The following is a 12,137-nucleotide window of genomic DNA, read 5'->3' on the forward strand; positions in this document are numbered from 1 at the left end:
TCTATTTCCCCGGACGGGGCGGGGCGAAGGGTGCATGGGAAGCTGCGGCGCGCGGGCTCGGCAGCCCACAGTGGAGTCCACTCGATGGGCTCCACTCGTGTCGGCGTCGGGCCGTCCACTCGGCGGACGATGCCTGGCGTCGTCACCACAGCCAGGCGTTCGAGTGCCGCATCCGGGCCAGGGCTCGGGCGGCGCGGCGGGCGGCGGCGCTGCCGATGCGGTTCTGCCGGGGCTGAGGCCGGCGCGCCTGGGCGCCGTAGAACCGTCGGACACCGGCCGCCTTGAGCCGCTTGCGCTGCTTGGCCAGCTCCGCCTTTCTCGCCTTCATGGACTTCGGCTTCCGGGGCCGCTTCCAGATCGGCTGCCAGTCCGACGGCGGCTCGTACGCCTCGGCGCGCTTCTGCGCGGCCTCCTTCAGTCGGGCGTTGAACGAGGCACGGCCTACATCTGCCGCTTGATCGTTTTGATGCGGTTGACGTGGCCTCTACGACGCCGGAGCTGAATTGCAGGGTCAGGCCCGCGGTGACGGCGTCGATGTCGAACTTCATGAACCGGGCGAACCCGCGGATCGGCTGAGGCGCGTCACGCTCCACTTCGCTGATCCAATCGGCCAACAAGTGACCTTTTCGTTCGCGGACCAGGGCGGTGAACCGCTGCGTGTAAGCGTTTACGTAATTCCCCATCCCTGCCTCCTTCGTCCCCATGCGCCGGCCTCTATACGACGGTGCCAACTGAGGGGGCCGCCCGATCTTGAAGTGTGCGGGCCGAGCCGGGCCGTCAAGGACGACGTCACAGAGGAACCGCCTCACCCGCAGTCGGACGAGCACCTCTCGACCGCCGACAGCCCGATCAGCCAGCCGCCGCCAGTACCGACTGTGAACCCTCCGTGCGCTGCTGCCAAAGTCCGGACAAGGGCCAGGAGGGCCGGTACCAACCACGTCCACAAAGAGAGTGCGGCCCGCGACATGCAACCGCTCCATCCGCAGCTCGAGGCCGGGAAGCAGGGCATCTGACAGCTCACGCAACCGGATACAGAATCTCTGCCGCAGCGAATCGATCCGGCATGCCAGCCCTCTTGGAATCGCGTTCCGAGGCACCGCTCCGGGTGACGACTACCCCCTTCGCCGTGGCCTGACTGGCCCAGCTATCTTCGTCGTCGCTGGTCAACGCGACGTTCGAGCGAGGTGGGGTACGTGTCAGGCCTTGACGAGTTGAAGAGATTGTTGGGAGATCCTGCACCGAGGCCGTACTCGTCGAGCGACTGGGCTGAGGTTGAAAGCCACCTTGGCACGTCGCTGCCGACGGACTACAAGGCCTTCATGAACGCCTACGGCTGCGGCATCATCTCCGATGAGCTCATGGTCTTTCATCCCCAAGGCTCGACTCCCCTCCTGTCACGCATGCGCGAGATACACGCGCGTGCCAGCCGGTCCCGCGAGCGGCGCCCGGACGACTTTCCGCACCCGTTCCACCCTGAGGAAAATGGTCTCATCTATTGGGGATACGACTTCGGCGGGGATGAGCACTTCTTCCTGCCGTGCAGCCCTGATCCGAACCATTGGAAGGTCGTCACAGCGGTGCATGGATCCAGCTGTGTGACCTTCGACGGCCCCTTTGCCGCCTTCGTCCTTGAGTTCGTCACGAATCTTCAGTTCATGGACGAGGCGGGCAACATCGGACCCGCGAGACCTAGCTTCGAGTCCGCCTGACCCAGTGTCCAGGCCCAGCATCGCGGAAGCGCGGTTGTTTTCAACGATTGCGGATATATCGCGAACCGGGATCTCCCGTAGCGGGTACACCAGAAGTGGCAGTGGATGCCCTGAGCGGCTTCATCGCGTACAGGCGGTGTTCCTGGTCGAAGAGGCGGCAGCAGCGGCCCAGTGCTCGGCGGCGTCATGCAGCATGCTCAGGCTGGAGTCCGGGCTGAAGGCGGTTTCCCGCGCCCGTTGAACGGCCTCGGCCCGCGAGCGGGCGGGCGCCACGAGCAACTCGGCCTCGTGGCCGTCGGGGTGGTGCGGCGCCGTTCATGGAGGGAGCCGACGGCCAGGAGCATGTAGGTGAGCACGCTCACTGCGAGCATTGCGTCACTCAATAGAGTGAAGATAACCTTTATGCGCCGCTCTCCTTGCTCCCTATCCCATAATTGCGCCCAGGTGCGTTCCCGTCACTAGTAGCAAGGTGAAGGGATTTATGGCGATAATGCCGCGCATCTTCTACGGCATCCCGAGAATAGGGTCAGCTGCATGACAATAGAAATTTTGAGGCGCAAGGTATTCGTGCGTCTCCAAGCTCTCCTAGCTATCGTAGGCCTTGTGCTTGCGGGCCTCACGGGAGCGGTTGTGGCGGCGACGCCGGCTGCGGCGGCAACAGGCAACATCCTGCCGCCGTTCGACATCGGGCAGACATGGAACATCTGTCAGGGCTATGACGGCAGCGTCTCGCACGCGGGGACGTCTCAGTACGGTCTGGACTTGACTGGCGCAGGGTGCGACAACTCGGCGTCGGGTAGGAACGTCCGAGCGCCGATGGATGGCACGGTCTATTACTACCAAGCCAGCTACGGCAATCTGTGCATCAATACCGCAGACGGACGCAGTATCACCCTCACTCACATCGACAGCTCTATCACAAGTGGAGCAGTCACTGCGGGTCAGGCCGTAGGAACAGTTGCTCCGGCGGGCACGCGCAATAACGCCGGAGTCGCACATATCCACTTCCAGATGTGGGGCACACCCAACTGCTACAACAGCTCGGTCATCCCGTTCGATTCTGCACACAGTGCGCGGATCTGCGGTGCCCCAGACCTGACCGCTACCGGCCCGAATGGTGGTAACGGGACGTGGAGCGGTACTGCGTTTGTGGGTGATGGCTGCAGTGTAACCTCGCCACAAAACCTCCAGGCGCCCTCCGCTATCACCGACCCTTCGACCGGAAGGAACATCTTTTACGTCGGGGCAGATAATTCCATCTGGCAGTGGAGCATCATCGGTGGTGCCTGGAGTAACGTCAAGCTTGGCGGTTCCGGAGGCGGTGCGGCTGTAGCACTGGGTACGAGCCCTAGCGCCGTCGTCGATCCGTCGAGTGGACGCAATGTCTTTTACGTCGGGGCAGACCATGCCATCTGGCAGTGGAGCGTACAGGGTGGTCAGTGGATCAACACCCGCCTCGGTGGAAGCGTTGCACCGAACACCAGCCCCAGTGTTGTCACGGATTTGCCGTCGGGGCGTAATGTCTTTTACGTTGGTAGCGACAGCCAGATCTGGCAGTTGTCCGTTCAGAACAACCAGTGGGTCAACTTCAAGCTAACTGGCACTGGCGGCAATGCCGCAGCGGCACCGAACACTAGCCCTAGCGCCGTCGTCGATCCGTCGAGTGGGCGTAATGTCTTTTACATTGGGGCAGATAATGCCGTTTGGCAGTGGAGCGTCCAAAACAACGCGTGGCACAACTTCAAGCTGACTGGCACCGGTGGTCTTATGACTGCCGCGCCGGGTACCAGCCCCAGCGCGATCAGCGACTCCGCAACGGGAAGGAATATCTTCTACGTCGGAGCCGATCGCCACGTTTGGCAGTGGAGCGTCCAAAACGGTCAGTGGAATGACTTCCAGGTCTCTGGCACGAATGGCAATCAGACGGTGGCGCCGGGCACCAGCCCGAGCGTAGTCGTCGACTCCGCAACCGGCCGCAACGTGTTCTATGTCGGGCCGGACAACCAGCTGTGGCAGTGGTCTGTGCAGGGTGGTGCTTGGAATAACAACAAGCTCACCGGCACTGGTGGCAATGTCGCCGCACTTGCTGGAACAAGCCCGAGTGCCATCACTGACTCGTCGTCGGGACGCAACATCTTCTACCTGGACAACAATAAGATGGTCAATCAGTGGAGCGTCCAAAACAACGCGTGGCACAACTTCAAGCTGACCGCCTAATGTAGTTCTGCGCCTGAAGGTAGCTCCTTCCCTGCTCTTCCGTTGAGTATATAAAATACTCCGAGGGAGGCGCGGTGGCTGGGGTGCCTGGGGCCATGTGTACGGCCACCTGCATCGTGATCGTTTATGAAGACGGAAAACGAAGCGGTGGCCGCGCAGGCCACGGTAGTACACGCCGACTGGGACAACGGCAAGCTCTCCCGCAGCATCGAAGCAGCGGACCTCCTCGTCGAGCACGTCCGGATCTCCGACTCGGAAGTCTGGGTGTACACCGTCAAGTCGAAGACCGACCAGAAGTGGAGGGCGGGCAGTACGGACACATCGACGTCACCGAGGAGTTCGAGCAGCAGCTCGCCGACTTCCGGCGTCCCCGAGGCCGTGGCCGTCGCCTCCGGCACCGCAGCCCTCCACACCGCCCTGCTCGCCGCCGGGATCGGCCCCGGCCGCGAGGTGATCGTGCCGTCCATGACGTTCTGCGCGACCGTGCAGGCCATCCTGGCCGTCGGCGCCACGCCGCACTTCGTCGACATCGATCCCGCCACACTGTGCGTCAGCGACCAGCTCGTCATGGGCGCCGTCACCGACAACACCGCCGCCGTCATGCCGGTCCTGTTCGGCGGCCCGCCCGTCGGCCTCTCCGCCATCCAGGAGCAACTCGACGAACGAGGCATCGTCGTCATCGAGGACATGGCGCACGCGTTCGGATCCCGCCACGGCACACGCCGCGTCGGGGCGAACGGGGCACTGACCTGCTTCTCGTTCGGGCCGATCAAGAACCTCACCTGCGGCCAGGGCGGCATGGTCATCCCCCGCACACCCGCCGAAGCCGACACGATCCGCCGGATCCGGCTCCTGGGCGTCGTCCAGCCCCAGGGCGAGCGTGCGAACACCACCCGCTACCGCGTGGAGGCCTTCGGCCTGCGCTACCAGCTCTCCGCCCTCAACGCCGCCATCGGCCTGGTCCAGCTCGACGCCTTCCAGGCCGCCGAGGACACCCGCCGCCACCTGTGGCGGACCTACCGCGACGCCCTCCCCTCGCTGGACGGCGTGACGCTCATCGACGTGGACGTGGACCACGCTGTGCCGCACCTGTGCCAGGTCCGCGTCCCTCACCGCGACGAGGTATTCGCCAACCTCCGGGGCCGGGACATCAGCGTGGGTGTCCACTACCCGCCCAACCACACCCAGCCCGCGTTCGCCGCCTGGCACCGCCCCCTGCCGGCCACTGAGCAGGCCGGCGAGGAGATCCTCAGCCTGCCCTTCCACCAGCACCTCACCGACACGGACATCGACCTCGTGGTGACCTCACTCAAACAGGCCCTCAGATCCGTCGGAGGAGCCCGATGCGCAAGCTCCTGACCGTATGCCTGGGGAGCGACTGCCGAAGCCCGTTCGCCCAGATCGCTCACTCGAAGGGGAGGCACGGCGGTGACGGTCCGCTCCGTCGGCCTGTCCTGGCGATGGACGCCGCCGCCTGCGACACGATGGGCCATGACGAGACCACTCAACGACGGCGCCGTGGTGACCGAGGCGGCACGGCTCTACACATCGGGCAACGCCCCCCTGAACGCGGCTGATCAGCCGGATGCGGCGGACAGCACCACGTCCACGAGCCTGTCCGCCGCATCAGGACGCCCATGCGCCCGGGCCCGCTCCGCCATCCCCGAAGGCGGGAGGGGCAGTAGCCGGTCCAAGGCGGTTGTCGGGGCGTTTTCGTGGGTTCATCCCCGCGGGCGCAGCGCGAAGATCCAAAATCCAGGCGTCACCACTGCCGCCTGTCATGCCGCCCAACACATCGGCAGCCCCACATGGTGATCCACCGATCGCAGCCTGTACCACTTGGTGGGCAGCGTCGTGTCAATCGCCGGCCAACACTGATGCTTCAAGTCGCAAGCTGACGAACAGGAGTACGCAGTGGCCGGATGCTGGCAAGAGAACGCCCCACTCCCCGTCCCGGCAACAAGCGATGTGCCAGCGAGCAGGACCAGCCGGATGTTCGTCGAATTGCAGCGCGCGGATACGAAAGCAACGGCGCTCTGCGGCGTCATCGGCGCGCTACTCGCCATCCTGGTGGGGACTGCGCTGTCCACTCCAGTCGGGTCGTCGCACCTCCTCCGCACGGCTGTGACCTTGGTGGGCGCGTTGCTCGGGGCAGCCCTGATCTCGGCGCTGAGAGTCTTGCGTCCCGCCTTTCCGAAGGATGACGCGCTCGTGTGGCGCGAGGAGCTTCCCGGTGGAGGCAGTGCTGGAGAGCACGCGCCGTCATCCGTTCCGCGACTGGTGAGCCACACGGAGGGACTGGAACGTGAGGCCATTCTGACCGGCCTCGCTCGGCGGAAGTTCCGGGCGATCAGGTTGGGCGTGGATCTCACGGTGGCCGCAATCACTGTGGCCGGATTGGTCCCGTTGCTCATCTTTGTCGTGTCCTGAAACCCTCACTCCCTGCGGGATGGTCCCTAGGTTTGGGGGGAAATGTATCAGTCGCATATGGAAGTGATTGGCGAGGATCTGTGGGAGGCGCTGAGTTGCCTCGCGCCCGTGCGAGTCCGCCCGGCCCGCAGTGTTCTGCTGCGGCAGGGAGACCCCGGCACCCACGTGGTCCTGCTGTCTTCGGGATCGACCCTCGTGACGCTCACGGGGCCGAGCGGGGAACGGACGCTGCTCTCGGTACGCGGCCCCGGTGAGCTGCTCGGCGAGTTGGCCGTACTGGATTGCCAGCCCCGCTCGGCTTCGGTGATTGCGGCGGAATCCTGCCGGGTGCACCTCATTCCAGCCCCCGAGTTCCTTTCCTTCGTCGAGGCCAACAGTCTGCTGAACCCGTTGCTGCGCCATGCGATCGCGCGAGTCAGGGAGTCCGAGGCCGTCAGACTCGAACTCGCCACCGCGTGCGTCCCCGCACGCCTGGCCGGTGCGCTGAGCCGGCTCGTGGAAGCGGCATCGACGAACCGGCCGGTGGTGAGCGTCCGACTCACCCAGGGAGAGCTGTCCCAGATGATCGGCGCTTCCCGCAACGCCGTCGGCGCGGCAATCAAGCCGTGGCGCGAAGCAGGCTGGCTGAAGACGGATCACGGCGGAGGACTGCTGATCCACGACATCGCATCGATCGAGGCGCACGTCCGCAGCACGATGTGACCGGCCGCACCCGGGTGGTGCCCAGTAGTGGGCACCACCGCGCGGCCGGCCGGATGAGCATGGGGCACCCGAATCCACCGTCGTGATCGAAAGGTCGGTGACAGCGTGCCCCGTGTCCCGCACTCGCCCCTCGATGTCCCTCCGGAACAGGCTCTCCTGGCCGTGGACATGCAGGGCTACAGCCAGATCCCGGAAGCGAAGATGGCGCCGGTCCGTTCAGACCTGGACGACGTCCTCACCAACGTGATGGCCCACATCGGGCTCCAGGACCCGCGGGACCAGCCCGGCGCGTACAAGGACACCGGCGACGGAGTCATTTTCGTCATGCCAGCCATGGACATCGCACGGCTGGTCGACCCGCTGCTCGAACACCTGCACGCGGCCCTGGTCCGGTACGACCGGGACCGGCTCCCCAGTGCTCCGACGATCCGGCTGCGAGCTGCCGTGCACGTCGGACCGCTCTCCCTGCCCGACCACCGTGGCGACGCCATCAACGAGGTGTGCCGGCTGCTCGACAGCCAGGTCGCGCGCACGGGTCTGACCGTAGCCCGCGAACAGCGGGGCGGCTTCCTGGCCGCCGTCGTCTCAGAAGCGGCCTACCGCCGCACCGTCCGCGCGGGACGCACTCCGGACCTCGGCGAAGAGCACTTCCTCCGCACGACGGCCCGCGTGGACGGCAAGGCGTTCGAGGAGCCGTGCTGGCTGTTCGTACCCCAGATGACACCGCGAGCCCTCTCCCCGCTCATCAACCCGGACCCGTCCGAAGAGGGGGGCGGATTGGCTGCGCCGACGCTGCCGACGCCCCCGGCCGGCCCGAGTAGCTCGCCCTCCGTCTTCACGTTCGAGGGCGACATGACCGACACGACCGTCATCAACGAGGTCGGAACGATCCGCATCGACCGGCGCCGGATCTGACCCTGCCCGTGCCCGCACGCCCATGCCTCATGGAAAGGAAGCAGACAGCGCATGTCCGACGATCGTCCCGCTCTGCCGCCCCGCCCTTCCGACGACCCCACGCCTCCTCCCACCGGCGAGGGCGGCAGTACTGCGTGGTTCTCGGGCCCGGCTAGTGGCACCGCTCATGACATGGCGGCAGCCGACAGCCACCCGGCAACCCCGGCACTGAACGTCCTGCCCCCTACACCCGGCACCGGGCCGGCGCCGATCACGGTGAACAACCCGGAACTCGTCGCCAACCACATCGGCAAGTTCATCAACGAGAGTCGCAGGCAGGACATCCTGGACGGGGCCACTGTGCCCCGCCACCGGATCAAGCAGGAACAGATCATCCGCGAAGGCCAGTGGGCCGAGGCATGGCGGCAGGCGCTCGATCCAGCGGGGGTGCGCCCGCGACAGCGCGTACTGATCATTGTCGCCCCGCGTTCGTTCGGGTCGACCACCCTGGCCCTGCACCTCCTCGCCCGGCACACGGACGACGACACCGACATCGTGAAACTGGATGCGGACTGGCAGGTCCCCAAGGTGGGCCGGCTTCCCGCCGAGGAACGCCATGCGTACCAACTCGACCTCAAGGACCCCGTCCGCGACCTCGTCTCGGCAGACTTCCTCACAAGGCTCCAGGACCACGCCCGGACCCTCAAAGATCTGGGGTCCTACCTCGTACTGAACGTGGCCAAGGACCTCTGGGCCGATCACTACGTACCGGTCCAGTCGGGCATCCACCTCGTCCACCTCACCGAGCCCCCGCCGGCCCAGAGCGTCGTAGAAGTCCGCCTGAAGGCTCGCGAAGCCCCCGGCCTCATTCCCTACCTCCACTCCGTGGACAAGGCCAAGGCTTCGCTGAGTCGCCTGGATGCCGTTGAGGCGGTCCGTACGGCGGACTCGATCGTGCTGACGTGGCAGGAACACGAACGGCTGTCCGGTTCCTCACTCCCCATGAACGTCCAGTCGTCGTGGTCCGCACTCGATGCCGCACTGGCCGAGCGCATCACTTCCGCCCTGTCCGACTGGCGGGACAAACTCGACATCCTGTTCGGGGAGACGGCCACCACGCACGGCGGCAACGCCACTTCTCTCCCGCTGGAGGACCGCTGCCTCCTCCTGGCCCTCGCCGTACGCCAATCCGCCCCCATGCCCGAGGTGTCTCAGGCCGCCCGGAACCTGCAGCAGAAGATCAGCACCGACGCGGGCGCCAGCGGTTTCGCCGCGACGGTGAGTGCCGCGTTCGCAGGCCGCGGATTACGCCGCCGCCTCAGGGACGTCGGCGCCGAGGTCGGTACCCACGACAACGTCGTCTTCGATCAGCCCGGCTACGGCAGGGCCGTGCTGACCTACGTCTGGGACAACTACGAAGTCATCCGCGACCCCTTGCTGAAGTGGCTCCTGTCCGGTGACAGCGGCAGCAGCGAAGAGGCGAACGCGCACGTCGTGGACGCCATCGCCGCTCTGACCTTGCGGCACGGGAACGTCAGCCATCTCGTCCAGCTCGGGTCCCCGACCCACCCGGCGAGGAAGGAACTCCTCAGCGCCCTCCTGCTCCAGGCCGTGCGGGACGAGCACATCGGCCGCCAGGCCTGGGGAATTCTGTACGGCTGGGCGTCGGTCAAGGATCGCGCGGACACGGTGGTGGCCACTTGCCGACACGTCCTGAACGCGGAGGACGTCACGGCGTCTCAAGCCAAGATGGCCATGGTCCGGCTGCGACGAGTCGCCAACGAGAACGATGCGGCCCGGTCCGAAGTCCTCCAGGCTTTCGTGGAGCAGACGCAGCGGTCTGCTGGGGTCGCCCGTCTGATCACCGAAGTTCGAACCTGGCAGCAGTCGGGACGGTCCCGTGGAGCCGGTACCACCGCCTTCCTGGCCCTGATGGATGCACCAGGCACCGCCATCCCGTGGCTGCTGTCCGACGAAGTCCCGTCCGGGGTGGATGTGAAGCGGGCCCTTCAGGACCTGCTGGGAGACATCGCCACGGCGTCGGACACCATCAACCGCCTCACGACATGGATCAAGCAGTCTGCAACCGATCCGGTCTCTTATGCCCGAGTGCGCGACAGGCTGCTCCCCGTCTTGCGCGGCCAGAACATCTTCAAGGCTTCCGTGGGCCTCATGCAGGCATTGGAGAACGTTCGGGTCGACGGGGAGACGAACGCCGCCAACGACTTCTGGGAGCGACTCGTCGATCCCCGTGTCCGCACGGTGATCCAGCTCAACGGGAATCCGGCGTGAGGTGGTTCTGGCAGCGCCGGGCCCGCACGATCCACTGCACGCAGCCGCGGATGCTCCGCTGTGCAACACCCGGCATCCATTTCGAAGCCACGTTCACCATCGGATGGCGCCCCGCGCTGCAGACCCGGCCCAACCTCGAAGACCTCGTACTCAGCCAGGCCCTGGCGCAGGCCGGGGAGATCGCGCAGCGCTTCGAAGCCATCGAGGTGCGCACCGCACAGGACACCATCAACGCCGAACTCGGTGCTCCGAAGCACAGACGCGGCACCGGCTATCGCTGCCTGGCTGCCCGCGTGGAACTGGGGCTCTCGGAGAGCACCCGGGAGGACCTCGCCCAGCAGCAGGCGGACGAAGCACGCGTACGGCGGCTGCGGTTCCTACGCAAGCACCTGTACGAGCAACCCGACCTCTTCGTACTCGACCGAATCGAACGACAGGGCGACTGGCCGGGCGCTCAGCAGGTTGCCGACTGGCAGCGCCTGGCCCGGTGGATCGTCGCGGCCGACGAGTGGTGGCAGCCCATGCTCGACCAGTGGGAGCAGGTCGGCCAGGGCTTCAACGACATCGAGCTACAGCACCGGGCCATGCTCGCGCTCTGCGATGCGCTGCAGAAGCTGAAGGGCGATGACGCGTCAGTGGATTCGGCAGGGGCCGACCCGTCCGTCCCCTGCCCCGCTCCTTCAGAGGGGCGGCGCAAAGGATGAGACTCACCCTCTGGCGAATAGCCCTCGACCCGGTCACTTCCTGGCGAGCGCTGTGCCTGCAATTCAAGGCGAGCGAGCACCTGTCGTTCGACGCGGCTTGGCGCCAGGCACGGATGCTGGCGGCGCCGGACGAGATGGTCCACCGGCTTCACGGCCACCAGTTCCCCCTCCCGGACGAGGCAATCGACCCCACGCAGCCGGAGTGCGATACGTACCGCTGTCCGTGACCACGGGACAAGGCGCCGCTGAACCGCGCCGGGATCAGTCGGAACGACCCGTGTGCGCCTGGTGCGCGCTGTGGTCGTGCGCGGCGGCTGTGTGGTGTGCGCTGTGGTCCATGACCGTCATCCCCAATCTCGTCCAGTGTGACCCCGCTCCCGCGGACCCACATCACAACCGTATACCCCCCAGGGGTATTCCGCGAGGGTGGCGGATCCGAGAAATGACAGAAGGGTGCGCGGGGCCGCGAAGGCCCGGCGCACCCCTCCGCCGGAGTGGGTCAGCTCTTGCCGAGGAGGTTGTTCATCCTGGCGATCTCGGCGGTCTGCGAGGTGATGATGGCGTCGGCCATGGTCTTGGCGTCGGGGAAGGAGCCGTCGGCCTTCTCGGTCCTCGCCATCGTCACAGCGCCTTCATGGTGCTTGATCATCATCTCCATGAAGGCGGTGTCGAACGCCTTGCCCGAGGAGCTCTTCAGCTTGTCCATCTCCTCGGCCGCCATCATCCCGACCATGCCGTGCATCGAGTGATCCATGGCTCCCTCGGCGGGAACCTGCTCGCCCCAGGAGGTCAGCCAGCCCGACAGCGTCTTGATCTCCGGGTCCTGAGCCTTCTTGATCTCATCGGCGAGCTTCTTCACCTCGGCGGACTGCGCGCGAGTGGGCGCGAGGCCGGCCATCTCCACCGCCTGACGGTGGTGGGGGATCATCCCCTTGGCGAACGCGATGTCCGCGGCGTTGTGCTGACCCTGCACGGCCGGAGCCGAAGTAGGGGCAGTCGGCGACGTCGAGGCGTGGCCGACCGCCCCGGCCGAGCCGTCGCCGTTCGACCCGCAGGCGGCGAGGACGAGAGCGGCCGAAGCCGCGGTCGCGACAGCGGCGCCACGGCGGACGAGGGAACGGTTGGTGTTCATGATGATGCGACTCCTTGATGCGCCGCCCGAGCGGGCAGTGCCGATACGGAATTGAGG

The 12,137-nt window shown here is 66.1% G+C and carries 11 protein-coding genes and 1 pseudogene; 9 read left to right on the forward strand and 3 right to left on the reverse strand.

The window, feature by feature from the left end:
• Window positions 1-142 precede the first annotated feature (142 nt).
• Together ACZ7GJ_RS26545 and ACZ7GJ_RS26550 are read right to left on the reverse strand one after the other, a co-directional pair.
• Window positions 143-328, reverse strand: a complete 186-nt coding sequence (locus ACZ7GJ_RS26545) for a hypothetical protein (protein ID WP_470755355.1) — start codon at window positions 326-328, stop codon at window positions 143-145.
• A 472-nt stretch (window positions 329-800) separates the two neighbouring features.
• Window positions 801-980, reverse strand: a pseudogene (locus ACZ7GJ_RS26550) (ISL3 family transposase); the annotation flags it as partial.
• Window positions 981-1,193: 213 nt separating this feature from the next.
• On the opposite strand from ACZ7GJ_RS26550, the gene ACZ7GJ_RS26555 reads away from it, so the two are divergent.
• The 9 genes from ACZ7GJ_RS26555 to ACZ7GJ_RS26595 all read left to right on the forward strand — a co-directional run bounded on the left by ACZ7GJ_RS26555 (window position 1,194) and on the right by ACZ7GJ_RS26595 (window position 11,175).
• Window positions 1,194-1,709 carry an SMI1/KNR4 family protein gene (locus tag ACZ7GJ_RS26555; RefSeq protein WP_470755356.1) on the forward strand — a complete coding sequence of 172 codons (516 nt, stop codon included), beginning with the start codon at window positions 1,194-1,196 and terminating at the stop codon, window positions 1,707-1,709.
• 534 nt (window positions 1,710-2,243) lie between these two features.
• On the forward strand, window positions 2,244-3,926 hold the full coding sequence (locus ACZ7GJ_RS26560) for a peptidoglycan DD-metalloendopeptidase family protein (protein ID WP_470755358.1): 1,683 nt from the start codon (window positions 2,244-2,246) through the stop codon (window positions 3,924-3,926).
• Between the two features lie 126 nt (window positions 3,927-4,052).
• The gene (locus ACZ7GJ_RS26565) at window positions 4,053-5,285 is read left to right on the forward strand and encodes a DegT/DnrJ/EryC1/StrS family aminotransferase (protein ID WP_470755359.1); all 1,233 of its coding nucleotides are present in this window, start codon (window positions 4,053-4,055) and stop codon (window positions 5,283-5,285) included.
• Between the two features lie 633 nt (window positions 5,286-5,918).
• Complete coding sequence (locus ACZ7GJ_RS26570) at window positions 5,919-6,356, forward strand: Pycsar system effector family protein (protein WP_470755361.1); 438 nt, start codon at window positions 5,919-5,921, stop codon at window positions 6,354-6,356.
• Window positions 6,357-6,398: 42 nt separating this feature from the next.
• A complete protein-coding gene (locus ACZ7GJ_RS26575) occupies window positions 6,399-7,058 on the forward strand; it encodes a Crp/Fnr family transcriptional regulator (protein WP_470755362.1) in 660 nt (219 codons plus the stop codon).
• Window positions 7,059-7,163: 105 nt separating this feature from the next.
• Complete coding sequence (locus ACZ7GJ_RS26580) at window positions 7,164-7,973, forward strand: hypothetical protein (RefSeq protein WP_470755364.1); 810 nt, start codon at window positions 7,164-7,166, stop codon at window positions 7,971-7,973.
• Between the two features lie 171 nt (window positions 7,974-8,144).
• Window positions 8,145-10,244, forward strand: a complete 2,100-nt coding sequence (locus ACZ7GJ_RS26585; protein ID WP_470755365.1) for a hypothetical protein — start codon at window positions 8,145-8,147, stop codon at window positions 10,242-10,244.
• A complete protein-coding gene (locus ACZ7GJ_RS26590) occupies window positions 10,241-10,948 on the forward strand; it encodes a hypothetical protein (protein ID WP_470755367.1) in 708 nt (235 codons plus the stop codon). The genes ACZ7GJ_RS26585 and ACZ7GJ_RS26590 overlap by 4 nt, the downstream gene beginning before the upstream one ends.
• Window positions 10,945-11,175, forward strand: coding sequence for a hypothetical protein (locus tag ACZ7GJ_RS26595; protein ID WP_470755369.1), 231 nt, complete (start codon window positions 10,945-10,947; stop codon window positions 11,173-11,175). Before ACZ7GJ_RS26590 ends, ACZ7GJ_RS26595 begins: the two co-directional genes overlap by 4 nt.
• A 272-nt stretch (window positions 11,176-11,447) precedes the next feature.
• On the opposite strand, the gene ACZ7GJ_RS26600 is transcribed toward ACZ7GJ_RS26595, so the two are convergent.
• Window positions 11,448-12,080, reverse strand: coding sequence for a DUF305 domain-containing protein (locus ACZ7GJ_RS26600; protein WP_470755371.1), 633 nt, complete (start codon window positions 12,078-12,080; stop codon window positions 11,448-11,450).
• Window positions 12,081-12,137: the final 57 nt, after the last annotated feature.

The organism is Streptomyces sp. NPDC037242 (assembly GCF_055604165.1).

Bases quoted from the DNA above. Each gene is read 5' to 3' on its own strand.
- ACZ7GJ_RS26595 (WP_470755369.1), top strand. From the start codon at position 10,945: ATGAGACTCACCCTCTGGCGAATAGCCCTCGACCCGGTCACTTCCTGG.
- ACZ7GJ_RS26575 (WP_470755362.1), top strand. From the start codon at position 6,399: ATGTATCAGTCGCATATGGAAGTGATTGGCGAGGATCTGTGGGAGGCG.
- ACZ7GJ_RS26570 (WP_470755361.1), top strand. From the start codon at position 5,919: ATGTTCGTCGAATTGCAGCGCGCGGATACGAAAGCAACGGCGCTCTGC.
- ACZ7GJ_RS26565 (WP_470755359.1), top strand. From the start codon at position 4,053: ATGAAGACGGAAAACGAAGCGGTGGCCGCGCAGGCCACGGTAGTACAC.
- ACZ7GJ_RS26560 (WP_470755358.1), top strand. From the start codon at position 2,244: ATGACAATAGAAATTTTGAGGCGCAAGGTATTCGTGCGTCTCCAAGCT.
- ACZ7GJ_RS26600 (WP_470755371.1), bottom strand. From the start codon at position 12,080: ATGAACACCAACCGTTCCCTCGTCCGCCGTGGCGCCGCTGTCGCGACC.
- ACZ7GJ_RS26545 (WP_470755355.1), bottom strand. From the start codon at position 328: ATGAAGGCGAGAAAGGCGGAGCTGGCCAAGCAGCGCAAGCGGCTCAAG.
- ACZ7GJ_RS26585 (WP_470755365.1), top strand. From the start codon at position 8,145: ATGGCGGCAGCCGACAGCCACCCGGCAACCCCGGCACTGAACGTCCTG.